Genomic DNA, 26047 nt, shown 5'->3' on the forward strand with positions numbered 1-26047 from the left:
ATTATTTTTTCTTATGGTAATCATAACCAGAGACGATAGAGTCAACGGAGTTATGTTTAAAGCGAATACCAGACCAAACTGCCATATACACGTGTATTACCACAAAGATGATAAATACCCAGGTAAGGTAGTGGTGCCAGATCCGAACCGGTGCTAATCCACCCATCATTGCCGTGATCCAATTAGCCACTGGCGCAATTAGTCCACCAATACCTTCGTGGTATACATTGGCATACAAGACTAAGCCTGTAACGCAGATCAAAAGCGCAACGACAGATATTGCAAAGTAAGTCACGAACTGTAGCGGACCATATACCCCAGCTTTGTCTAAATGTCCCATCCATAGATAAGACTTAAGCTGAGTAATCCAACTCTTAAGACTCATAACATCTTTAAAAGAGCGGCGTTCAATATCACTCTTACCGAAAAAGAACAGGTAAGCGCGCACCACAGTGATTGCGATTAAAACAAATCCGAAGATCTGATGAGCAGCTCGAATATAGCCCTGTACCAATACATCTGAGTTATCTGGCGCGACCAAGAAAGGCCACGCGATATAAAACCCAGTTACTATCAATACAAGAATGGCTAAGGCTCTTAGCCAGTGAAATATCCTTATCGCTGCACCAAAGATCAGTTCCCTTTGATAGCACTCAGATTGAGTAGCCATGTTATCCCCCTTGATTAGAATCCGTTGGGATCAATTTTGAATTCACCTAGGTTTTGTCCCTTGTAGTCCATAACGTGCACTGCACACGCCATACAAGGATCAAAAGAGTGAATTATGCGGATAACTTCTAAAGGCTTAGTTGGATCTTCAAGCTTTAAGCCGATAAGAGATGCTTCATATGGCCCCATTTTTCCTTGGGCATCAACAGGGCCTGCGTTCCACGTTGTCGGCACGACAGCTTGGTAGTTCTCTACTAGCCCACCTTTGATTCGGATCCAGTGACTGAGCATGCCTCGCGGCGCTTCAATCATGGCGTGACCGATATATTCTTTACTTGAGTCAATCTCAGGCTTAGTGTAAGTCGCTTCATCCGATTGCATGTTGACTAGCATTGCATCGAAAGTTTTAAGACCTTCTTCGGCAACGATAACGGTTTGTAACATACGTGCTGCGGTGCGGCCCAATGTGGTAAAGAGTGCTTCAACGGGTAGACCTGTCGCTTCAAGTAAACCATTTACCGAGTCGACTACGACTTGATTACCACGAGCGTAGCTCACAAGTAAGCTCGCTAGAGGACCTACTTCGACCGGTTCACCGTTGTAACGTGGTGACTTAACCCAAGTGTACTTGCCGTCGCCATCGACAGTCGGTAACTTACCGTAAACAGTGTCTCTTTCAACAAAGCCGGTATAGTCTGGTATTGTTGTACCATCATATGGGTGTTGCGGCGCATCAGCTTTGTACCAAGCGTGAGTCGCATCTTCTGCAATCATGTCTGGGTCTAGATCACTGACGTTGGCAAGATCGCCATTCATGATAACACCTTGGTTAAACATGTACTGGCCGTCACTTAGTAAGAAGTCCTCGGTTGCAAGGAAGTTCTTAACGTTTACGCCACCGAGTACACTCGGCTCATTACCAAATGCCGCTGCGGCCATCACGATATCAGCTTTATAAGCGCGAATAATAAAGTCTTGTACGGTTTCATGTTTTTGCTTCCACTCTTGTAAACGAGCAGGGCTTAACATGTCGCGTACTGAAGTGACGCCACCAACAACGATTGATTGAGGGTGAGGTGACTTACCACCGAAGATAGCAAGCATTTCAGCGGCGATACGCTGGATTTCAAGTGCTTTAAGGTAATGTGATAAAGCGATTAGGTTTTGTTCTGGTGTGAACTTATAAGTGCCATTGCCCCAGTATGCGTTAGCAAATGGTCCAAGTTTACCGGTTTCAACTAGACCAGCAACTCGCTCCTGTACTGCTCGTAGATCGCCTTCACCTGCCGCAATAGGGTTCTCGGTATACTTCATCGCTTCTTGTGCGGCTAATGCTGGATCGGCGCTCAAAGCAGAAACGACATCAACCCAGTCTAAACCGTGAAGGTGATAGAAGTGTACGATATGGTCGTGCATATAAAGCGAGGTTTGCATCAAGCTTCTAAGGTACTTGGCATTGAGTGGGATCTTTACCCCTAAGGCATTTTCTACTGCTTCAGTACCACAGCGATAGTGTGAATAGGTACACACACCACAAATACGTTGTACGATTAGGCCAACATCCATAGGTGTACGGCCTTTAAGAATTACTTCGATGCCGCGCCATAAAGTCGAAGATGACCAGGCTTTTTTAATAACATTATTTTCGTCGACTTCGACTTCAACTCGCAGGTGACCTTCGATACGAGTGATTGGATCTATGACTACACGTTTACTCATGATTATTCCTCTTCAGATTTGGCAAAAATACTGGCGACGGCGTGTGCACCAATACCGACAGCAGTAGCACCTAAAATTACAGCGCCAACAGTGTCACTGGTCGCATCAAGACCATGCAGTAATTGCCTTCCTAAAGGTTTTTCGAAATCGGCCATATCATCCCAGAAATTTGGCTCTGAGCAGCCAATACAGCCATGACCCGCAAGCACAGGCCAACTCGTATGGTGGTTAAATCGTTCAGTTGGACAGTTGTTGTAGGTGTAAGGACCCTTACAGCCGAGTTTATAAAGACAGTAGCCATCTTTTGCGCCTTGATCGCCAAACTCTTCAACAAACTCACCCGCATCAAAGCGACCACGGCGTTCACAGTTATCATGAACGCGAGCACCGTATGCCCATTTAGGGCGATTGAACATATCTAGAGCAGGTAACTTGCCAAACATGATGAAATACATCAGGGTGCCGACAATATTTTTCTCACTTGGTGGACAGCCACCTAAGTTAATAACGGGCCTATCAATCACTTCATAGACACCTTTAGCCCCAGTTGGGTTCGGTGCCGCAGCTTGAATACCACCAAAGGCGGCGCAAGTTCCAACAGAGATAATCGCTGCAGCGTTTTCTGCAGCTTCCTTAACGATATGAAGACCTGTGTGACCTTTACAGCCTACCGTTAAAAAAGCACCATTATTTGCAGTAGGTACGGCGCCCTCTACAGCAAGAAGGTAATTGCCTTCTGCTAGTGCACGCTCAAGGTTCTCTTCTGCCTGCCAGCCAGCAGCTGCCATAAGGGTTTCATGGTACTCGAGAGAAACATAATCGAAGATTAGAGTGTCTAAGTTCGGTGTGTCGGTACGAATAAGTGACTCACTGCAGCCTGTACATTCGGCCATGTGCAACCAAACGAGCGGGACTCGGTCTGCAAGCTCTGCGGCTTCAGCGACTAGGGTGCTAAAAGGTAGCGGTAAAGCAAGCATGGCGGTAACTGCAGCGCTCCATTTCATAAAGTCGCGACGAGTAATACCATTTTGTTCCATTTTTTGCTGTAGCGTTTCACCTGAACGAGGTTGTAGTTTGCGAAGTTCTTCAATTCGCGCCACACCTTGTTGGTAAAGGGCTTCATGTGTTTCCATGGTTAAACCTTTTGTAATTGTAAGGAATTTGCTCAACGAAAACAGTCTAGGCCTCAAAAAGCTGGGGATTATTGATATGAGTCAAGCTTTTGAGTTCTTTGATGGATACTACACAGACCAGTTGTAACTCAGTTGAGCTAGATCATTAAAAGGGTTTTAAGCGGGTCAAAATGACCCTGGATAAATGAAAAGGTGATTTTCATCACATAAATCGAGCGGGTTGTTTAACAGGAACTTAACTACGACACGCTTATAAACTTCTGATTTTATGAGTTGTTCTGAAACTTGTTAATTAGGACGTTGTTATTATGTTGATAATGCTAGGGCTTATATCAAGTGATAGGGATTGGCTGCACAATTTCTCTAATGGCTATGTTTTAATCCTAGTTATTAAATGAGTATTGGATTTTCAATGGCCAATAAAAAAGCCTCTAACATTTCTGCAAGAGGCTTTAAATTGGAGTTCAGACTAACTGAAAGCTTAACTGCTTAGAAGTTGGCTGAATTTGGTGAACGTGGGAACGGGATCACGTCACGGATGTTCGACACACCAGTTACATATGAAACCAAACGCTCAAAACCTAGACCGAAACCTGCATGCGGTACAGTGCCGTAACGACGTAGATCACGGTACCACCAGTAATCTTCTTTACTTAGTTCCATCTCAGCTAGACGTGCGTCAAGAACATCTAGACGCTCTTCACGTTGTGCACCGCCGATGATCTCACCGATACCTGGGGCAAGAACGTCCATAGCCGCTACAGTTTTTCCATCATCATTTAAGCGCATGTAGAATGCCTTAATGTCTTTTGGATAGTTCTTAACGACTACAGGTGCTTTGAAGTGCTCTTCTGCAAGGTAGCGTTCATGCTCAGAATGTAAATCGATACCCCATTCAACATCAAACTCAAAGTCTTTATCACAGGCTTTAAGGATCTCAATCGCATCGGTATAGTCGATCTGGGCGAAATCACTCGTGACAAAGTTCTCTAAACGCTCAATCGCTGTCTTCTCAACACGTTGCGCGAAAAACTCGAGGTCATCACGACGCTCTTCTAGAACCGCTTTAAAGCAGTACTTCAGCATATCTTCAGCAAGCTTAGCGGCATCGTTTAGATCGGCGAAAGCCACTTCTGGCTCAACCATCCAAAACTCAGCCAAGTGACGGCTAGTATTTGAGTTCTCTGCGCGGAAAGTTGGACCAAAGGTATAAACCTTTGACAACGCACATGCATAAGTTTCAGCGTTCAGCTGACCCGATACAGTTAGGAAAGATTCTTTACCAAAGAAGTCTTCACCGTAATCTACAGTGCCTTTATCTGTGCGTGGTAGGTTCTCAAGATCTAACGTCGATACACGGAACATCTCACCAGCGCCTTCAGTATCAGAGGCTGTGATAAGTGGTGTTGATACCCAGATATAACCCTGTTCGTTGTAGAAGCGGTGGATAGCTTGTGACAAACAGTTACGCACTCGTGCAACCGCGCCAATAATGTTGGTGCGTGGACGAAGGTGAGCAAGTTCACGAAGATGCTCGATTGAGTGGCGTTTAGCTGCCATTGGGTAGGTGTCTGGATCTTCAACCCAGCCAGCGACTTCAATCTTAGTCACTTGCAGTTCGAATGCTTGACCTTGACCAGGAGACTCAACAACTTCACCTGTCATCACGACAGAGCAACCAGCAGTAAGCTTTAACACTTCGTTGGTGTAATTTTCTAGATTATTTGGTACAACACCCTGAATAGGGTCGAAACATGAACCGTCATAAACAGCTAGAAACGAGATCCCAGCTTTAGAATCGCGGCGGGATCTTACCCAGCCACGTACTGTGATTTGCGAGCCGATCGCAAAGTCACCTTTAAACACAGAAGCGACAGATGTAATGCTCATTGTTGCTTAGTTCTCCAACGAAACGTTTTTGTAAATAATTTGGAGGTTTATATTACCTGTATAAACGCTTTTCTCAAGTGGAAAGTAGGGTATCTTAGTGCCTAAATTGTTATTCTGACGACAATCATGACAAAAACTACGGATGGCAAGCATGAATAGAACAAAATTTTTCCAATTTCTATTGTCAACGCTATCGATTATAGGCTGGTCGTTGGCTATTTATGCGTTGTTGATTTTTGATAAAGCGCGCCCCGATACGGCTATTGGGTATTACCAGAGTAAGGGGGCAGCTGTGAGGCTCGAATGGGATCCGACCCAGACGGTATTGCTGGAGCACATTATATGGGTATGCGCAGGGTTGAGCTTTGTGAATCTAGGTTTTAACTTTTATGTTGCCCAACATAGTCGCTTTGGTTGGTGGGTTAATATTCCACTTCTATTTACCTGTTCTTTAGCTGCGGGACTCTATATTCGTTTTGTCGTGTAGCAGCGTTTAGAAGCAGGAACCCTGAGCTTTGCCATTAAATGGTTAGTGGTGAGTAGCCGCTGCGTTGAGTATGTTTCCCTTTATGAGCGTGATAGATGAGAGTCGGGGCAGAGTTGTCTACAGAGTAGATCGATCATCGCTGCAGTTGCTCCCCAAATGAAATAGTCTTGGTAGGGGATAAAGTGCACTGGGTATTGCACTCCCTTACGCTTAAAACATTCGGTGTGGCGATTATATCGCTTGAGTAAAAACGAAAGCGGCACGGTGAAGTATTCATCGACTTCGCCAGGATCAAGAATAGGATTAAAGGGCTGCTTTACTATGCCGACAAAAGGGGTGATCTCAAAACCTGTGAAGGTCTTATGTGCTGGAAGGGAACCGATAACCTCGACATTCGTGCTAAGTAGGCCAATTTCCTCCTCCGCTTCTCTTAATGCTGTAAATTGATGACTGGGATCGGAGCGCTCAACTTTTCCACCTGGGAAGCTAATTTGTCCAGGATGGGCTCGTAGGTGGCTTGGCCTACGGGTCAATATCAGCTCGAGTTCCTGCTCCCTTTCATAAAGCGCAATTAACACCGCAGCTTGACGAAGCTCTTCACTCAGTTGAATAAGATCCAACTCTGGCAGAGGATTAAGGTTATACCTGAGTCTAAACTCTGCCAGCTTCATTAAAGCTCCTTGTCGCTTGTAGGGGAATAACTTTTGAATTGGATTACATCTGTGATAATACAGGCAAAATTCGACTGACTTTATCAAAACTCTCTTGATATTCGGCGTCCACTTTGGAGTCGGCGACTATACCACCACCCGCCCAACAATAAAGCCTGCCTTCACTCGGTAGGCCGTTATCTGCTTCACCGCTATGCCTTTGGGCGACTAAAGTACGGATTGTAATACTAGTATCCATCTTACCGTCTTGGCTTATATAGCCAATAGAACCACAATAAATGCTTCTCCTAGAGGGTTCAAGTTCTTCGATGATCTCCATTGCACGGATCTTTGGTGCGCCAGTTATCGAGCCGCCGGGAAAACAAGCTCTTAATAGGTCGGTCGGACAAAGACCGGTTTTAAGGGTTGCAGTCACTGTGCTCACAAGATGATGAACGGCTGGAAAGCTCTCAACCTCAAATAGTTTAGGGACGCTGACACTTCCTGGTGCGGCAACTTTTCCGATATCGTTACGCAGCAGGTCGACTATCATCAAGTTTTCGGCGCGATCTTTCTCGGAGTGCTTCAACTGTTTAGCAAGTGCACTGTCACGGCTCGCATCTATATCTCTTGGTAAAGTACCTTTAATTGGTTTGGTTTCGATTTTGCCATCTTGATGTTGGATAAAACGCTCAGGCGATATCGATAATAGTGCATGGGCCTCTAAACGAATAAATGCCGAAAAAGGTGCTCCGTTAGTTTGACGTAGTGTCTTATAAGCCTGCCATTCGTTACCGCTATAGTCCGCACTAAAACGTTGGGTTAGGTTTATTTGATAGCAATCGCCACTGTGGAGATATTCCTGTACCTTGTTAAACCTTTCTATATAGTCCTGCTCAGACAGTTGATTATGCCATTGGCTAGTTAGCTTAAACTCAGTTGAGACGTGATTTTGCTCAAGCTGAGACCCGAAGATGAGCGCTTTAAGTCTAAGTTCTACAGATTCTAATGCCTCTTGGGATTGATAATGCACCAACTGCCAGTATCTCTGCTGATAATCGAATACGAGTGCCCAGTCGTATACGCCTAGGTTCATTTCTGCTAGTGCTATATCTTTGTGGGCTAGAGTCGGTAGCTTTTCGATACCCCGGGCTAAATCGTAGTTAAAACTCCCCATTACACCACCAGAGAATAGCTGCTGACTGGTTTTAGCCTGTGGGTAATACTCGTTAATGACTTGTTTAACTACATCGAAGGGATCCCCTTGTTGTTGAGTCATCAATGGGGGAATGTGGCTTGCCTGTTTGCACAGGCTAAACAGAGGCGTTCTGTCCTTAGTTCGGGTCACAATTGTTGATTGGGCCTGAGTGACAATAGTGGCTACAGGTTCTGCACAGATCACATCAAATCTAGCGTCAATGTGATCTGCATTGGCTGAGTCAAGCAGAATTGACCAAGGAATAGCCGAAAAATAATCAAAAACTTGAGTTGTGCTCAAATTCCAATCAAGACGCTTTGTGAAAACTGCATTTTGCGTCATTTTGTTCATCTGTTAACCCTATCTAAAATGTGATGTTTAACTAAAACTCGTGAAAGAGTATCATATTGCTTACACAAGTAATAAAAACAAAACACGTGAGCTTTAATGGCGACTGAAGTCATTCACACTAGCAAGTGGCAGTGTGGTTTCAGCCGATTAATAAGTGTCTGCTAAAAAGGAAGTGTCTGTGAGCAAAGAAGTCCCTGTAATCAAGCAAGCCGATCTCATTGAAAGCGTTGCTGATGCCCTACAATATATCTCCTATTATCACCCGAAAGACTTTGTAGATTCTATGGCTGAGGCCTATGAGCGTGAACAAAGCGCTGCCGCTAAGGACGCGATTGCACAAATTCTTATCAATTCTCGCATGTCGGCCGAAGGTAAACGTCCGCTTTGCCAAGATACGGGTATTGTGACCTGTTTCGTTAAGATTGGCATGGGTGTGCAATGGGATAAGACAGATTTAACCGTTCAAGAGATGGTTGATGAAGGCGTTCGCCGAGCTTATACCAATCCGGATAACCCATTGCGTGCATCCATTGTTGCCGATCCCGCTGGTGGACGTAAAAACACTAAAGACAACACGCCATCTGTTGTGCATGTTGAAATGGTTCCAGGTAATCATGTTGAAGTGGCTATTGCTGCTAAAGGTGGTGGCTCAGAGAATAAATCGAAAATGGTGATGTTGAACCCTTCTGACGACATCGCTGCATGGGTTGAAAAGACACTGCCTACGATGGGAGCGGGTTGGTGTCCACCAGGAATGCTTGGCATAGGCATTGGTGGCACCGCTGAGAAAGCGGCTGTTATGGCAAAAGAGTCCCTAATGGATCCTATCGATATCCATGAGCTTCAGGCTCGCGGCGCAGAAACGACTGATGAAAAGTTGCGCCTAGATATTTTTGAACGCGCAAATAAACTGGGTATTGGTGCTCAAGGTCTAGGTGGTGTGACTACGGTACTGGATATTAAGATTAAGTCAGCACCGACTCATGCTGCATCAAAACCTGTGGTGATGATCCCTAACTGCGCAGCTACCCGTCATGTTCATTTCCACTTAGATGGTACAGGCCCTGCGGATCTAACCCCTCCTTCACTGGAAGATTGGCCAGAAATCACTTGGGAAGTGGGTGAGAGCGTGCGCCGCGTCGATCTAAATACGGTTACTCAAGAAGAGATGCAGCAGTGGAAGAGTGGTGACACCTTGTTACTTAACGGCAAGATGCTAACGGGTCGTGATGCTGCGCATAAGCGTATTCAAAGCTTGATTGAAAGTGGTGAAGGGCTACCTGACGGGGTGGACTTTAAGGGCAAGTTTATCTACTACGTAGGTCCTGTCGATCCTGTCGGTGATGAAGTGGTTGGCCCTGCGGGTCCGACGACAGCAACGCGTATGGACAAGTTTACCGATCTGATGCTCGATAAAACGGGATTGATGGGGATGATTGGTAAGGCTGAACGCGGTCCTGCGACAGTCGAATCGATCAAGAATCATAAATCTTGCTACTTGATGGCTGTTGGCGGCGCTGCGTATCTAGTCTCTAAAGCGATTAAGCACGCTCGTGTGGTTGCATTTGAAGATCTTGGTATGGAAGCCATCTATGAGTTCGATGTTAAGGATATGCCTGTCACTGTCGCAGTAGATGCTGAGGGCGTAAATGCTCACGAAACCGGGCCTGCTATTTGGAAAGTAAAGCTAGAAGGCTAATTAACAGAAAAGCTGAATTGTAAGCTTTGAGTGGCTAATTTGTTTACCATTAGCCTTAAGAATGGCTTAGGCGTATTGCTTAAGCCATTTATTTTGGCTAATGTGCAGAACAACCCATAAATGTACAAGTTGCGTAACTGACAAGTAACAATCATAAATTGATCACTAAAAGCTTTTAACGTTACCTTTAACTATAAGAATAAGATTATAACGATGAAAAAAACTGCAATCATAATGGCGCTTGCATCGGCTGGAGCCGTCTTTAGCGCTCAGGCCGCGTCACAATCACCTTTCACTGTGCAAGATCTCGTTAAAATGAATAAGCTTCATTCGGCAGCTTTGTCTAACGATGGCACTAAAATTGTTTATGCCGTGAAAAATATTGATGCAGAAGGTGAGGCTAGTACTGACCTTTACATTCAAGATCTAACTTCTAGCACATCACAAGCAAAACAACTTACCAGTGCCGAGGGTACAGAGCATAGCGTCGCTTTTGCGCCTAATGACAAGAGCATCTACTTCTTAGCGGCACGTAATGGTTCAAGCCAAGTGTATAAACTTGCACTCGATGGTGGCGAAGCGACTCAGGTTACTGATTTCCCGCTAGATGTAGAAGGCTTTAAGTTATCTCAAGATGGTAAACAAGTCGTGGTGAATATGCGCGTATTCCCCGAGTGTAAAGATTTGGCTTGCTCGAAAGATAAGTTTGAAGCGGAAGCTAATCGAGATACCACAGGACGTGAATACAAGCAGCTGATGGTGCGTCACTGGGATACTTGGAGTGACCATTCTAGAAGTCACCTATTTGTGGCTCAATTAAATGGTGAGAAGGTAAATGGTGAGAAAGTCACTTCTGCTGTCGACGTCACCGCGGGGCTGGATACTGAAACACCGCCAAAACCCTTCTCTGGCATGGAAGAAGTGACCTTTACGCCTGACGGCAAGTACGTTGTTTACACCGCCAAAGCACCAGGAAAAGATCAGGCTTGGATCACAAACTACGATCTATGGCAGGTAAGCGTTGCTGGTGGTGAGGCGAAGAATCTAACAGAATCAAATAAAGCTTGGGATGCACACCCAACTTATTCTGCCGATGGCCGCTACTTAGCCTACTTTGCGATGACAAAGCCGGGTTTTGAAGCCGATCGTTACCGCATCATGTTACGTGATACCGTGACAGGACAAGAGAAAGAGGTTGCGCCGCTATGGGATCGTAGCCCAAGCTCTTTAGCTTTTGGTAAAGATAACAAAACCTTGTACGTTACTGCGCAAGATGTTGGCCAAGTGTCAATCTTCGAAGTTAACACCCAATTTGGCGACGTTAAGACTATCTATAACGAAGGTAGTAACAGCGTTGTAGGCGTGAATAACGACAAGATTGTCTTTAGTCATAAATCACTTGTTGAGCCAGGCGATCTCTATACGATTAACCTTGATGGGCAAAATCTTAATCGTTTAACCGAGGTAAACAAGGAAAAGCTAGCTAAGGTTAAGTTTGGTGAATACCAGCAATTTAGTTTTAAAGGCTGGAATAACGAAGAAGTCTACGGCTACTGGATCAAGCCTGCTAATTATAAAGCTGGTGAGAAGTACCCAATCGCTTTCTTGGTTCATGGTGGTCCACAAGGTTCATTTGGGAATTCATTCAGCAGCCGCTGGAACCCGCAGTTGTGGGCGGGAGCGGGTTATGGGGTCGTAATGATCGACTTCCATGGCTCTACCGGTTATGGGCAAGCTTTCACCGACTCAATTACTCAAGACTGGGGTGGTAAGCCACTTGAAGATCTGCAAAAGGGTCTAGCAGCTGTGACTAAGCAGCAGAAATGGCTCGATGGTGACAATGCATGTGCCTTAGGCGGCTCATACGGCGGTTACATGATGAACTGGATCCAAGGTAACTGGAATGACGGCTTTAAGTGTCTAGTTAACCATGCTGGTCTTTTTGATATGCGCTCAATGTACTACGTGACCGAGGAGCTGTGGTTCCCTGAGTTCGAGTTTGGTGGTACCTACGAGAAGAACAAAGAGCTGTATGAGAAGTTTAATCCGGTAAACTACGTAGAGAACTGGAAAACACCAATGCTTGTTATCCACGGCGAGAAAGACTTCCGTGTACCATATGGCCAAGGCTTAGCAGCCTTTACCTATATGCAACGTAACGGTATTCCATCAGAATTACTTATCTATCCTGATGAAAACCACTGGATCTTGACGCCTGAGAACCTAGAGCAGTGGTATGCCAATGTTCTAGGCTGGATGGATCGTTGGACCGAGAAATAATCGAGACTCTTAAGCGTTAGTCATAAACAAAAAGCCAGAATCTAATTCTGGCTTTTTGTTTTTCAGGGTTGAAAAACGGTTACAACAAGGGATAAACGATAGACAATCGTGATGAGCTATAGCGGGTTTGGTTACCTTGGTTTATTAGTAAGCTTTACAGTGCTTAGCAGTCTTCAGTATAAGTTCGAACGCTATACTCTCGCACCGATGTAGGGGCGCTGTATTCAACATGGCACTGAAAGTCACCTTCTCGGATCTCACTGAGTTTGCTTTGCCACTCGATAGGTACAATCGCGACCGAACCCAAATTTGTTGGTACCACTGTAAATAAGAAGCTCGTTTCAGGTAAGCCAAATACTTCACGATAATTGTCACCAATAGCATCGCCAGATGAAAGAGGAGACAGTGGATAACCTAAGCTGACATAGACTCGAGTGCCGGATACGTCGACGAAGTATTGCCCAACTCTGACATCCCAGTTTGGATGATCGGCACACTGAAAGCTACAACCAGTGAGACGCTCAATATTATCAATCACACTTTTGCTGTGGATCAGCTGGTTTTGTTTACTGATTTGAGCTGCAACTCCCTTTATCTGAGCAATATGGGCATCACGACTAAAGCTTAGATATTTACTCGTTGCGATTACGGCGATTATCCCCAATATGATAATGACGGCTGTCAGCTCTAGAAGTGTAAATCCACGGATGCGATAGCGATTTAATAACATAGTGAGCGGCCTATTTTTACAAAAGCACGCAGGTTATCGGGCATTTAACCCGATAACAACCACATACCGATACAGCTTGATACATTTTGAGTAAACCGTGAGTAGTTTCACATTTGCCTGGGGGCTGCATGTGAGTTAGCTTCGTTTCTGTACGTGAGTAAGTTTAGTTGCTAGCCTATTTTCAGCCTTTTTGTTTGAGGCTGGGTGGGTAGCCGTGATGGTGTAGACAAGTTGTATAAATGACTCAATATTGCTATTACAGTTAGGATTAGACCAATCAGTATAAGAAGTTGATCTACTCAGAGCGTTTTTGGCAAACTAATTCAAGGCTAATAACTGAAAGAATGGTTACTCCCTTATGAAGCTGTTCAACGCAGAAGTAGGCAGCTAAAAACGCTCCAGAATGGCGAGTGTTAGCGACTTTGATACTGTGACTCTTAAGGAACAAGAGGGAGCTGAAACCTAGAATAACTATGCTCTTCACTCGTTGCAAACCACATGGATGTGGTGAATGTCATTAATGCAGGAGCATTTAATTACCTTGTCTCAGTGCCGCTAAACTCTCGCTGAGCGACCAAATCTTTATACTGATTGGTATTATTGCTGTGATTAAAATAGAAGGGATTTAAATTTCCTCTGCCAAGTTTGGCAGGAAAATACAGATTAAAGCCATTTTTTAGGGCTTAGCTGCGTTCAAATAAATGAATGACTAATAATTGTTTGGTCTTAATGATAAGTAAAAAGGCCTACACAGGGTAGGCCTTAAGTAATTAGCTCATTGTCGTCAAGTTAGTCCACTTCAAAAACTAACTGCGATAATGACGACTTAGCTAAATTGGTTCATGGTGTTGTCTTTACCGGAAGCCTTCAAAGCTTGATCTCCAGAGAAGTACTCTTTGTGATCATCCCCCATATCAGAACCTGCCATGTTTTGGTGCTTAACACATGCAATACCTTGGCGGATCTCCTTACGTTGCACGTTAGCCACGTAACCTAGCATGCCTTGGTCACCGAAATACTCTTTTGCTAGGTTATCGGTAGACAGCGCAGCCGTATGGTAAGTCGGTAAAGTAATCAAGTGATGGAAAATGCCCGCTTCACGTGCAGCATCTGCTTGGAAGGTTCGGATCTTCTCATCTGCTTGTACTGCTAGCTCTGTGCCGTCGTAATCGATACTCATTAGCTTATCACGGTTATAAGCTGATACATCTTGACCAGACTCTTGCATTGTATCAAACACCTGTTGGCGGAAGTTGAGCGTCCAGTTAAACGAAGGAGAGTTGTTATAAACCAGCTTCGCATTCGGAATCGTTTCACGGATCTTATTTACCATTGCACCAATCTGAGCAACGTGAGGCTTCTCTGTTTCAATCCAAAGCAGATCAGCACCATTTTGTAGAGAGGTAATGCAATCAAGCACACAGCGCTCTTCACCGGTCCCTGCTCGGAACTTAAATAGACCGTTTGGTAATCGAGCAGGCTTTACAAGCTGTCCGTTTTGTTGAAATACCACATCGCCATTTGCAAGTTTGCCCGCATCAACCGCTTCTACCTCTAAGAAAGAATTATACTTGTCCCCTAGATCGCCAGCCTCGCTTGTTACTGCAATCTTTTGTGTAAGACCTGCACCTAGTGAGTCAGTACGGGCAACGATAACACCATCATCGATTCCTAGCTCTAAGAAGGCATAACGAACGGCGTTGATCTTAGCTAAGAACTCAACATGAGGCACAGTAACTTTACCGTCTTGGTGACCACACTGCTTGACATCAGATACCTGGTTTTCTAATTGAATACAGCAGGCTCCGGCTTCAATCATCTGCTTAGCCATCAAGTAGGTGGCTTCTTCGTTACCGAAACCAGCATCGATATCGGCAATAATGGGGACCACATGAGTTTCAAAGTTATCAATTTTTGTCTGAATCGCAGGTTTATCGTTTTCACTAGCTGCATCGAGTTGACGGAATAGGCCGCCTAATTCGCGGGCATCTGCTTGGCGTAGGAAGGTATATAGCTCTTTAATAAGTGATGCGACAGATGTCTTCTCGTGCATAGACTGGTCCGGTAGTGGGCCAAACTCACTTCGAAGTGCGGCAACCATCCAACCAGAAAGATAAAGGTAACGACGTTTAGTGGTCAGTAGATGTTTCTTAATAGAGATCATCTTTTGTTGACCGATAAATCCATGCCAGCAACCTAGTGATTGAGTGTACTGCGACGAATCTTTGTCGTAGTTGTTCATATCTTCACGCATGATCTTAGCAGTGTACTTGGCAATATCTAATCCAGTTTTGAAACGATTTTGTAGACGCATACGTGCTACAGACTCTGGGTTGATTGCGTTCCATGCACTACCTTCAGCATTAATCAAGGTAGCAGCTTCATCGATGTTAGTTCTGTAATTTGTCATGTGTCTATTCCTTTAACAATATGATTAGCGGCGATTGATTACGTTGAAAATATTAGTAAGATTTGTTTAAATAAGTCTAATTTATAGTTTCTATATCCGGTATTTGTTTTATGAATATGTCTCGTATCGACCTGAATTTATTGGTTTATTTAGATGTGTTATTACGTGAAAAAAATGTTACAAAGGCGGCGGATCAGCTTGGGATCAGCCAGCCAGCCATGAGTAATGGCTTAAAGCGTTTAAGAACGCTGTTTGATGATCCGCTGCTGATAAGAACGAGTCAGGGCATGACGCCAACAGAGCGAGCGCAAGAGCTGCAGCCAACCATCAGCGAGTTGATAATCGGCTTAGAGAAAGCGGTACAGCCAAGAGCCAAGTTTAACGCCGCAGAGAGCGAGCAGGTGTTTCGAGTGATGGCAAGCGATTATGCCGAGGCAACGCTCATCCCACCACTAATCGCAAGGCTGCGCACCGAAGCGCCTAATGTTATTCTCGATATTATGACCCCTAGTGATGTCAGCTTCCCCGATGTAGAGCAGGGCCGCGTGGATATGGTTATCAACCGGTTTGACAGTATTCCACAATCGTTTCATCAAAAAGTACTTTGGAGTGACGACTTTAGTTGCTTGATCAGTAAAACTAATCCTGTACTGGAAAAATTTTGTCTGGATAGCTACTTAAAGGCTAATCACGTCTGGGTCAGTAAAACGGGTATGGGAGTGGGAGTCGGTATGGATCCTGGCGATGTACAGAGGCTCGGTTGGGTAGATGAAGCCTTAACTCGGATTGGGGTTCAAAGGCGGATAACTGTCTTTACCAGACACTACCAAGCTGCCTGCTTATTGGCAGAACAACAAGATTTGATCGCGACCATACCAAGCAAGATGGCAAGGCAGCATGAAAACAATGACCGTGTTTGCATAGTACCGCCGCCGTTTGTTATCCAGCCTATTGCACTGACTATGGCCTGGAGCCCGCTTCTGCAGCACAACCCAGCCCATAAGTGGATGCGCCAACTTATCACTCAAACCGCAGATAGTTTCGGTCGCAGCTGAGCTAGTTGAGTGGCTGATTTAGTGCTTCTATTTCAACTATGATGATTTTTTACACCAAAATGGCTATTGGTAATCAGTTTGGTGAATAGTGGCCATAAAGGGTATAAATTTCCTAAATAGACAGCGCTTGGTATAGGGTAGTTGATATAGAAAAGTCCCATTGCTGAAAATGGATAAATCAGGGCTAAGGGCATCAGTTAATCGAGCTGCCATGCTAATAGCAGAAACAGACGGAAAACAGAGATAAGGGCATATTATGACTTCACGGATCCGAGTAGGTGGTTTACAAATCGAAAAATCCCTTTGGGAGTTGGTAGACAGTGAGATCAGTCCAGGGACAGGTATAAGCTCACAGATATTCTGGACTAAGTTCGAAGAGATCGTTAACGAACTCGGTCCACTTAATCGCAAACTATTACAAAAACGCGACCAACTTCAGCAGCAGATCGATGAGTGGCATAAAGGGAATTGCAATCGACCTTTCGATTCGAGTGAATATAAACAATTTCTAACGGATATTGGCTATCTTGTTGAAGAGGGAGAGAGTTTCGTTATTAGTACTGAAAACGTAGATAGCGAAATCACAACTCAAGCAGGACCTCAATTAGTGGTCCCCGTAAAAAATGCCCGTTTTGCCCTAAATGCGGCCAATGCGCGTTGGGGAAGTCTATATGATGCACTCTATGGTACCGATGCAATACCTCAAAGCGAAGGGGCCGAGTTAACAACAGAATATAATCCGCTGCGTGGTGCAAAGGTCATCGCTTTTGCGAAAAACCTTCTAGATACGGCTGCGCCGTTAGCATCTGGCCTACACAGCCAAGTGACCCATTACTTTGTAGAATCTGACGCTTTATGTGCAGAGCTGGAAAATGGTAAGAAAACGACTCTGGTAGATCCGAGTAAGTTTGTTGGTTTTAGAGGTTCAAAGCCAAGCCCAACTGCATTGTTACTGGTTAATAACGCGCTACATATTGAGATCCAAATTGATCGCAGCAGCCCTATTGGCCAGACGGATTTAGCGGGAGTTAAAGACTTACTTATTGAAGCTGCTGTAACGACCATTATGGATTGTGAAGATTCAGTCGCTGCTGTCGATGCTGTGGACAAAGTCGAGGTCTACCGTAATTGGCTTGGACTCATGCAGGGTAAGTTAACTGCGACACTTAATAAAAACGGCAAAGCGATAGTACGTGAGCTAAATGATGACAGAGTCTACACTGGCGCAACGGGTAGAGATGTGACACTGCCCGGTCGTAGTTTGCTCTTTGTGCGTAATGTGGGTCATTTGATGACAAATGATGCAGTGCTTGACTGCAATGGTGAAGAGGTACCTGAGGGGATCCTCGATGGTATGGTGACCGTGTTTGCGGCGCTGCATGATCTTCAAGGCAACAATAATAACCGTAGTAACAGCCGCAAAGGTTCGGTCAATATCGTTAAGCCAAAAATGCATGGGCCTGAAGAAGTTCAGTTCACCTGTGAGCTATTTTCACGCATAGAAGATGCGTTAAAGTTGTCGCGAAACACCATCAAAGTCGGGATCATGGATGAAGAGCGTCGTACCACGGTGAACCTAAAAGAGTGCATACGAGCAGCGCAGGAGCGTGTGGTATTTATCAATACAGGCTTTTTAGATAGAACCGGCGATGAAATCCATACCTCTATGCTCGCAGGCCCGTTTGTACCTAAGTCGGTGATGAAGCAGCAGCCGTGGATTAAAGCCTATGAAGATTGGAATGTGGATATCGGTCTTGAATGTGGGTTACAAGGACGTTCACAGATAGGTAAAGGCATGTGGCCAATGCCAGATGAGATGGCGGCGATGTTAGAGCAAAAGATTTGTCATCCAAAGGCGGGAGCCAATACTGCTTGGGTCCCATCACCTAACGGCGCCGTTTTGCACGCAACCCACTATCACCAGATTAACGTTGATGAAGTACAAAATGAACTCAAGCAGCGTAAGCGCGCAAGTTTAGACGATCTACTTACTATTCCGCTGCTGCACCAGGGTGAAAATCTTAGCCAAGAGCAAAAGTGTTTTGAGCTAGATAATAACGCTCAAGGGATCTTAGGTTATGTGGTTCGCTGGATAGACCAAGGTGTAGGCTGCTCAAAAGTGCCGGATATTAATAATGTTGGTTTGATGGAAGACAGGGCAACGCTACGAATTTCATCACAATACCTCGCTAACTGGTTGCACCATGGTGTATGCACCAAAGAGGAGGTGATGGCGTCACTTAAGAAGATGGCGCTGGTTGTCGATAAACAAAATGAAGCCGATAGTGCTTATATAAAGATGGCGCCAAGTTTCGATGGTGTCGCGTTTAAAGCTGCTTGCGATCTGATCTTCAAAGGAGAAGAACAGCCATCAGGTTATACGGAACCTCTACTTCACGCTTATCGTAAAGAGGCTAAAGTAAGTTAAATCTCATGGTTTGTGTCTGTTAGCAAGTTAGTAGAATTAAATGAATACAGTTAAATCAGCTCTGAATGTCCGTTCACAGCTGATTTTTTATTGACTTTAATTCTTGGTTTCCGATGGTATAACGCATCTATTTCTCTCTATCCGTTTCTCACTTTAGTGTATTCATTTTACCAGTATAGGATATAAAGCATCCATGTTAAATTAGTGAATACTAAAGCTTTATTTAGTCTCCATTAATTTTAGTCTTTTATTACAAATTCTTTTGGCATCAGGTATATGATTCTTTCCTCGCACTAAGTTAAGCTTGCTGATTATTCGATTAGATCTACAGGAAACCTCTTTGAACGCTAAACCAACAATTGTAATTATTGAAGATGAGCCAGCGATTGCTGATAACCTTATTCATGTACTTGAAATGGATGGTTTCAAGGTTTGTTGGTTTGCAGCCGGAGAACTTGGTTTAGCTTATTTAACTGAAAACTCGGTTGAACTTGTCGTGCTAGACGTTGGTCTCCCTGATGTTAACGGTTTTGAACTGTGCAAAACTATCCGAGAGTTTTCAGATGTGCCTATTATCTTTCTAACTGCAAGAAATGATGAGATTGACAGAGTCGTCGGTTTGGAAATTGGTGCAGATGACTACGTGACTAAACCCTTTAGCCCCAGAGAAATGTTGGCTCGAATAAAGTTGCGAATTAAAAAAATGACAAGCCACAAGGGGGAAAGTGACAATAAGCAAACGACTGAAAATGCGTCAAGTTGTAGCTTACAACCTTTAAATTTCGATTATTGTATCAATGGTCATATGTTAGGGTTAACGGCAGTAGAATTTAAAATCTTGCATAAGCTAATTAATGAGAGCGCCAATGTATTAAGTCGAGAACAGTTACTTGTTGCTGCAGATATTGCCCCGTCCGCTTCATATGAGCGAAACATCGATTCTCATATAAAAGCGATCCGTAGCAAGCTTAAACCGTTTAATCAGTCTGAATTCATTAGAACTAAGCGAGGATTTGGCTACTTTTACAGTGAGAGTGATATTTAATGAATCGCTGGCCAAAAATTCCATTAGGACTAAGACTGTTTTCGCTGTATTTCATCCTTGTTGGTGTTACTGCGTATATGGTGAGTACTACGGTCATTAAAGAGCTTAAGCCTACAGTACGGCAAACTACCGAAGAAACGCTAATTGACATGGCCAACTTACTCGCTGTGTTGGCAGAAGAAGAGGTTGCAAATAACCGTATTGCTGAAAGTCGTTTTTCAACGTTACTCACGACATATGGCCAGCGCGAGCCTGAAACTCGAATGTGGGAGCTAGGTAAAAAAGCATTTAACCATCGGATTTATATCACTGATAAAAACGGTATCGTAATAGCGGATTCTTGGCAACAAGATGTGGGTAAAGATTACTCCCAGTGGAATGATGTTTACCTTACCTTGCGCGGACAGTATGGCGCTCGCAGTACAACAGAAGACCCAAACGATCCATTATCAACGGTAATGCACGTAGCAGCGCCAGTCTATCATGATAATAAGATTATTGGCAGCGTAACAGTGGCGAAAGCTAATCGTTCAGTACAACCATACATAGACCTATCTAAACGTAACGTTTTGTACTGGATGATACTAATGAGTGGTCTTGTACTTATGGCTGGTGGTTTATTCTCTTGGCGGATCCATTCAGCACTGCATAAATTGGAAAACTATGCCGATAAAATGGGTCGAGGTGAAAAAGTCGATAAGCCAACATTTCGAGTCTTTTATGAATATTCGAACTTAAGTAACGCCTTAGAGAAAATGCGCGAGCAAATTGATGGTAAGAAATATGTAGAGCAATATGTTGAAACGCTAACACATGAACTTAAAAGTCCGCTTTCAGCAATCAAAGGGGCTAGCGAAATACTGCAAACGCCCTTATCAGCAGAGACGGTTTACAGATTCTCGGCCAATATTGAGCGCGAAAGTGACCGTATGCAACATTTAATTGATAAGCTTTTAGAGTTGGCTAGATTAGAAAAAATGCCACAACTTGATGCTTTAGCGCCAATTAATCTTAATAAAATCATCAATGAAATCAATCAGGCTTCTGAAGTGCGCTTTGTTGCTAAGTCTGTGATATGTCAGTTAGATGTACCATTTTCACTTGGCGAACAGATTCATTTTTATTTGTTTGGTGATGTATTTTTATTTAAACAAGCACTTTTTAACTTGATGGATAATGCGATAGATTTTGTCGATCCAAACGGCACGATTAAATGGTCACTTGTAGAGAGGGACAAGGGAATTGAGCTCAGGATTTATAATACAGGATCGCCCATTCCAGAGTACGCTATGGCACGGATTATTGAGCGTTTTTATTCTTTACCACGAGCAAACGGGATGAAAAGCACAGGTTTAGGATTAAATTTTGTCGAACAAGTCGTAAATCTTCACCAAGGTACGCTTAAAATAGAAAATGTTCAGCAAGGCGTTCAAGTCACAATTGTTTTGCCTCAGACAACAAACTCCATCTAATCTCCACATTCACTCCATTCAATCTCCAATTGTTGATTTTAATATTCAGTTATCAACAATTGGAGAAAAACCCGTGAAAAATATACTCAATAATCAGACCGTAACAAAATTTGGTTTTGTTCTTTTGCTCTTTGTTTTACTGCAGATCCCTTTGTCGATGGTAAGTAATTTAATCTCTGAACGCTCCTCTCGGTTAGAGGAAGTACGCAATGAGATAGCGCGCAGCAGCACAGGTGAACAGAGGATCATTGGGCCATTCATCATGGTTAAATATACTGAAATGGTTAATCACGAAGGTAAGACTTATTTTACCGACTACCATAAGTACCTCCTACCTGAAACATTTAGTTTAAACGCCAACTTAGAAAGCTATGCTAAGCATCGTGGCATATATCAAGCTCGGTTATATCAGGCTGATAGCAACTTAACAGGTACGTTTGATTTAAAGCCACTAACTGAGATAGCCGAAGAAAAGATCAAAAGCATTTCTATGGTTGTTGGCGTGAGCGACAGTAGGGGATTGATAAAACTGAGGGATATGACATTAAATGGCGACAATATTGAAGTGAAACCGGGTACTGGAATTAATCAATTAGTCCAAGGCTTTCATACAAACTTAGCACCAAGCCAACTGCAAATCTCATCCCAGATGACGTTTGATTTCAATTTTATATTGCAAGGAATGGAATCGATTCAAGTTAGCCCAATTGGTAAAGTCTCTAATGTCGAGATGACCTCACCTTGGCCGCACCCGAGTTTTACTGGTGACTTTTTACCGATTTCATCAAAAGTTTCAGATAAAGGTTTCAGTGCTCACTGGACGAGTAATAATTTTTCTTCAAATATTGGTCAATTGTTTGATCTTTGCATGATGAACTCAGCATCTTGTACCGAGTTAGATCGTAGGCAGATGGGCGTAGATCTAATTGAACCCGTTGATCATTACCTAAAGTCCCATCGCGCAGTAAACTATTCATTGCTAGTTATTACGCTTGTATTTGCGAGTTTCTTTTTGTTAGAGCTGTTTCAAGCACGCTTGATGCACCCTGTGCAGTATGGTTTTGTCGGTCTAGCATTGGCGGTGTTTTATCTATTACTTATTTCCCTGAGTGAACACCTAGGTTTCAATTTGGCCTACGCTTTGTCAGCCGTCGCATCAACAGTATTACTGAGTATTTATGTTAGTGGAATATTGGATAATGCTAAGCTGGGCAAATTATTTGGACTGTGTTTAATAGGCCTTTATGGTTTGTTGTTTGGATTGCTGCAGGCTGAAAGCTATGCCTTATTAATGGGAAGCTTACTTTGTTTCGCAATCTTAAGCTTACTGATGTTAATCACTAGACATGTGGACTGGTACAAAAAAACTGAAGTAACCTTTTCTCTAAACTCAGTTGTAAATAACCAAGTAACAGAACCTAAAAACCATATTGATAATAGTGGAGCTTAAGGGGGTGAATAAAAACTTGCTGGCTAAACCAATGGAAGCTTTTGATATGATCAAAGTTGTAGCAAGCAGAAGGATAATCAAATGAGCTGTAACAACCGAAGCCTTGCATTAAGCTGGCCTGGCGCTTCATATTTTCGAGTATCACTGCCTCGAGTAATAATAAGCTTAATGCTATTATTATCTTTAATTGCAATAGCACTATTTATAACAGGTGGATTTATCAGATCCACTTTAGGTGATGTGCTTGTCGTTATCTGGCTTTATTGTTTTTTATCGAGTTTTATCAATTTAACCTATCGAATATTAATTCCCGCCAGTGTATTGGTTGCATTTGTAGTGGAGATAGCTCAATACTTTAAGGTGGCTGAATTATTAGGGATTGAACCTGATACGCTATTGAGCATCATATTTGGTGCCACATTTGATTGGGGCGATATGGTGGCTTACATAGTTGGCGGGTGTGTTTGCTTAGTTGTAGAGCGGCTAATGAAAGCGAGTGTTTCAGTACACTAATTAAAATATGAAAATTTAAGTACGCTAATCACAAAAAAACTAGCCCAATATGGCTAGTTTTTTTGCTTAAGTTAACTACTACAGTGAATGTAGCCGTTATTCGTCGCTGTAATTTTGTCCGTAATAGCTCGCGAGTAACACTTGTTTAAGTTCAGCAATTAGCGGGTATCTAGGGTTGGCACCAGTGCATTGGTCATCAAAGGCATCTTCGGCTAGTTCGTCGAGTTTGGCGAGGAAGTCGGCTTCGTTGACGCCAGCTGCTTGGATTGAGCATGGAATGCCAATCGTCTCCTTGAGCTCATCAATTTTTTTAAGCAACGCTTCGACTTTTTCTTCATCACTAATGCCTTCACCTAGGGTTCCTTCGAGTTTCAAATATTCTGCGATCTTTGCATAACGACACAGAGCTTTAGGCCTATCGTATTGGCTAAAAGCGGCTTGCTTAGTTGGCAGATCTGTGGCGTTAAAACGGATAACATTGCTGATGAGTAACGCATTCGCTAACCCATGTGCCAAATGAAACTCAGCACCGAGTTTATGTGCCATTGAGTGACAGATCCCTAAAAAGGCATTAGCAAAGGCGATACCCGCAATAGTGGCACCGTTATGAACTTTTTCTCTGGCAATGGGGGCACTCGCTCCATGCTCATAAGCATCAGGAAGATGTTTAAACAATAGTTCAAGTGCTTGCAGAGCCTGACCATCACTGTATTCGTTTGCCATCACGCTCACATAAGCTTCTAAAGCATGGGTCACCGCGTCGATACCGCCAAAGGCGGTTAGTGACTTTGGCATGTCCATCACCAAATTTGGATCAACGATGGCCATGTTCGGGGTTAATTCATAGTCAGCAATGGGGTATTTCATCCCTGTTTGCTCGTCAGTTACCACTGCAAACGGAGTGACTTCTGAGCCTGTGCCCGAGGTGGTTGGGATTGCAACCATCTTGGCTTTTTTACCAAGCTTAGGGAATTTGTAGATACGCTTTCTGATATCCATAAAGCGTAGTGCTAGATCGGCAAAGTCGACATCAGGATGTTCATACATAACCCAGATGATTTTGGCTGCATCCATTGGTGAGCCACCGCCTAATGCAATGATCACATCGGGTTGAAAGCTTTGGGCGACTTGAGCACCTTGCTTAACTATCTGCATAGTGGGGTCAGCTTCGACTTCATAGAAGACTTCAGTTTCTAGGCCTTGGCTCTTTAAGATCTTAATGGTTTCATCGCAGTAACCATTGTTAAATAGGTACTTGTCGGTCACGATGAGCGCCCGCTTTTTATCGCTTAGCTCTTCTAGGGCTATGGGTAAACTGCCACGGCGAAAATAGATTGAAGAAGGAAGTTTGTGCCACAACATATTTTCTGCCCTCTTTGCGACCATTTTCTTATTAATTAAGTGACTAGGGCCGACGTTCTCAGAAATAGAGTTACCGCCCCAAGAACCACAACCTAGGGTCAGTGAGGGGGCAAGCTTAAAGTTATATAGATCGCCAATACCACCTTGGGATGCAGGTGTGTTGATTAGAATACGGGCGGTTTTCATTCTAAACCCGAAAGCCTTAACTCGTTCTGTTTGAGTGTCTTGGTCAGTATATAACCCAGATGTATGGCCAATGCCGCCGAGCGCAACTAGGGCTTCAGCCTTATCTACTGCATCCTCAAAGTCGTTAGCGCGGTACATAGCAAGAAGCGGTGACAGTTTTTCGTGGGCAAAAGCTTCCGCTGTATCAATATCGCTCACTTCTCCAATAAGCACTTTAGTGGTGGGATGAACATCGATTCCGGCCATCTTGGCAATGCTCGCTGCGCTTTGACCGACGATATCGGCGTTGAGCCCACCATTTTTTAGGATAACGCTCTGCATTGCGGCAGTTTCGTCTTGGTTAAGTACATAGCCGCCATGACTGATGAACCGCTCTTTAACCGCATCATAAACGGCATCGACTATTACAACAGCTTGCTCAGATGCGCATACCACGCCATTGTCGAATGTTTTAGACATTAAAATAGAGCTGACGGCACGTTTAATATCAGCGGTTTCATCGATAACAATCGGTGTATTACCCGCACCGACACCAATAGCTGGTTTTCCAGAAGAGTAGGCGGCTTTTACCATTCCTGGCCCACCAGTCGCAAGAATGAGGTTGATATCTTGGTGGGTCATCAGTTGGTTCGATAGCGCTACCGAAGGCTCATCAATCCAGCCGATGATATCTTTTGGTGCTCCAGCGGCAACAGCAGCTTCTAATACCAGACGGGCTGCAGTCGTGGTTGAGTTTTTAGCACGAGGATGAGGCGAAAAGATGATGCCGTTACGGGTCTTAAGGCTGATAAGCGCCTTGAAAATCGCGGTAGAGGTTGGGTTGGTCGTGGGGACAATACCACAGATTATCCCGACAGGTTCGGCAATAGTGATGGTACCAAAGGTGGCATCTTCTGAAAGGATCCCACAGGTTTTTTCATCTTTATATTTGTTATAAATATATTCAGAGGCAAAATGATTCTTAATCACCTTGTCTTCAATCACGCCCATCCGGGTCTCGGCTGCAGCCATCTTGGCTAACGAGATCCGCGCGTCTGCAGCAGCAAGGGCTGCAGCTCTAAAAATTTTATCGACTTGTTCCTGAGAGAAGTTCGCAAACGTCTGCTGGGCTGTTCGCACTTTTTCTACGAGGAGATTGAGTTCTTGCTCATTTGTTACTGTCATAGTCGCAATCCTGAAAAAATTTAGCCAAACCGTATTTGGCTAAACATTCTCTGGTGCTCTAAAATTCTTTTGATGAAGAAAAATTACACTCAATTAAGGCTATTTGCTGTGACGAAGAGCGCAACTTAACGGTCTAATGTAATTTTATAACCAGAA

18 protein-coding genes are annotated in these 26047 nt (G+C 43.9%); 9 read left to right on the forward strand and 9 right to left on the reverse strand.

Annotated features, from left to right (window positions below):
• Position 1 precedes the first annotated feature (1 nt).
• The 4 genes from cybH to asnS form a co-directional block, all read right to left on the reverse strand.
• Entirely contained in the window at positions 2-670 is a 669-nt protein-coding gene (cybH, locus tag JMA39_RS12025) for a Ni/Fe-hydrogenase, b-type cytochrome subunit (protein WP_202722105.1), read from the reverse strand.
• Between the two features lie 14 nt (positions 671-684).
• The gene (gene hyaB, locus JMA39_RS12030) at positions 685-2388 is read right to left on the reverse strand and encodes a nickel-dependent hydrogenase large subunit (RefSeq protein ID WP_202722106.1); all 1704 of its coding nucleotides are present in this window, start codon (positions 2386-2388) and stop codon (positions 685-687) included.
• A 2-nt stretch (positions 2389-2390) separates the two neighbouring features.
• Entirely contained in the window at positions 2391-3521 is a 1131-nt protein-coding gene (gene hyaA, locus JMA39_RS12035; protein WP_202722107.1) for a nickel-dependent hydrogenase small subunit, read from the reverse strand.
• A gap of 489 nt (positions 3522-4010) precedes the next feature.
• On the reverse strand, positions 4011-5411 hold the full coding sequence (gene asnS, locus JMA39_RS12040; RefSeq protein WP_202722108.1) for an asparagine--tRNA ligase: 1401 nt from the start codon (positions 5409-5411) through the stop codon (positions 4011-4013).
• 151 nt (positions 5412-5562) lie between these two features.
• Here asnS and JMA39_RS12045 point away from each other — a divergent pair, with 151 nt between their 5' ends.
• Entirely contained in the window at positions 5563-5898 is a 336-nt protein-coding gene (locus JMA39_RS12045) for a hypothetical protein (RefSeq protein WP_202722109.1), read from the forward strand.
• A gap of 80 nt (positions 5899-5978) precedes the next feature.
• Here JMA39_RS12045 and JMA39_RS12050 read toward each other — a convergent pair whose 3' ends face one another.
• Both JMA39_RS12050 and pabB read right to left on the reverse strand, forming a co-directional pair.
• On the reverse strand, positions 5979-6569 hold the full coding sequence (locus JMA39_RS12050; RefSeq protein ID WP_202722110.1) for a CoA pyrophosphatase: 591 nt from the start codon (positions 6567-6569) through the stop codon (positions 5979-5981).
• Positions 6570-6612: 43 nt separating this feature from the next.
• Entirely contained in the window at positions 6613-8097 is a 1485-nt protein-coding gene (gene pabB / locus JMA39_RS12055) for an aminodeoxychorismate synthase component I (RefSeq protein WP_202722111.1), read from the reverse strand.
• 178 nt (positions 8098-8275) lie between these two features.
• Between pabB and JMA39_RS12060 the strand changes: the two genes are divergently transcribed.
• Together JMA39_RS12060 and JMA39_RS12065 are read left to right on the forward strand one after the other, a co-directional pair.
• A complete protein-coding gene (locus JMA39_RS12060; RefSeq protein WP_202722112.1) occupies positions 8276-9796 on the forward strand; it encodes a fumarate hydratase in 1521 nt (506 codons plus the stop codon).
• A gap of 213 nt (positions 9797-10009) precedes the next feature.
• Complete coding sequence (locus JMA39_RS12065; protein WP_202722113.1) at positions 10010-12076, forward strand: alpha/beta hydrolase family protein; 2067 nt, start codon at positions 10010-10012, stop codon at positions 12074-12076.
• Between the two features lie 163 nt (positions 12077-12239).
• Here the strand turns inward: JMA39_RS12065 and JMA39_RS12070 are convergent, their stop codons facing one another.
• Positions 12240-12806 (reverse strand): prepilin-type N-terminal cleavage/methylation domain-containing protein, encoded by a 567-nt coding sequence (locus JMA39_RS12070; RefSeq protein ID WP_202722114.1) that lies wholly within the window; start codon positions 12804-12806, stop codon positions 12240-12242.
• 826 nt (positions 12807-13632) lie between these two features.
• Entirely contained in the window at positions 13633-15216 is a 1584-nt protein-coding gene (locus tag JMA39_RS12075; protein WP_202722115.1) for an isocitrate lyase, read from the reverse strand.
• Between the two features lie 110 nt (positions 15217-15326).
• On the opposite strand from JMA39_RS12075, the gene JMA39_RS12080 reads away from it, so the two are divergent.
• The 6 genes from JMA39_RS12080 to JMA39_RS12105 all read left to right on the forward strand — a co-directional run bounded on the left by JMA39_RS12080 (position 15327) and on the right by JMA39_RS12105 (position 23179).
• Positions 15327-16271, forward strand: a complete 945-nt coding sequence (locus JMA39_RS12080) for a LysR family transcriptional regulator (protein WP_202722116.1) — start codon at positions 15327-15329, stop codon at positions 16269-16271.
• A 256-nt stretch (positions 16272-16527) separates the two neighbouring features.
• Entirely contained in the window at positions 16528-18699 is a 2172-nt protein-coding gene (locus JMA39_RS12085) for a malate synthase G (RefSeq protein WP_202722117.1), read from the forward strand.
• 340 nt (positions 18700-19039) lie between these two features.
• The gene (locus JMA39_RS12090; RefSeq protein ID WP_237732801.1) at positions 19040-19744 is read left to right on the forward strand and encodes a response regulator; all 705 of its coding nucleotides are present in this window, start codon (positions 19040-19042) and stop codon (positions 19742-19744) included.
• The gene (gene creC / locus JMA39_RS12095; protein ID WP_202722118.1) at positions 19744-21216 is read left to right on the forward strand and encodes a two-component system sensor histidine kinase CreC; all 1473 of its coding nucleotides are present in this window, start codon (positions 19744-19746) and stop codon (positions 21214-21216) included. The genes JMA39_RS12090 and creC overlap by 1 nt, the downstream gene beginning before the upstream one ends.
• Positions 21217-21289: 73 nt before the next feature.
• Positions 21290-22666, forward strand: a complete 1377-nt coding sequence (gene creD / locus JMA39_RS12100; protein ID WP_202722119.1) for a cell envelope integrity protein CreD — start codon at positions 21290-21292, stop codon at positions 22664-22666.
• A gap of 168 nt (positions 22667-22834) precedes the next feature.
• The gene (locus tag JMA39_RS12105) at positions 22835-23179 is read left to right on the forward strand and encodes a ribosomal maturation YjgA family protein (protein ID WP_202722120.1); all 345 of its coding nucleotides are present in this window, start codon (positions 22835-22837) and stop codon (positions 23177-23179) included.
• A 96-nt stretch (positions 23180-23275) separates the two neighbouring features.
• Here JMA39_RS12105 and adhE read toward each other — a convergent pair whose 3' ends face one another.
• A complete protein-coding gene (gene adhE, locus JMA39_RS12110) occupies positions 23276-25891 on the reverse strand; it encodes a bifunctional acetaldehyde-CoA/alcohol dehydrogenase (RefSeq protein WP_202722121.1) in 2616 nt (871 codons plus the stop codon).
• Positions 25892-26047: the final 156 nt, after the last annotated feature.

The sequence above is a fragment of the Shewanella schlegeliana genome (assembly GCF_016765635.1).
Classification (GTDB): Bacteria; Pseudomonadota; Gammaproteobacteria; order Enterobacterales; family Shewanellaceae; genus Shewanella; species Shewanella schlegeliana.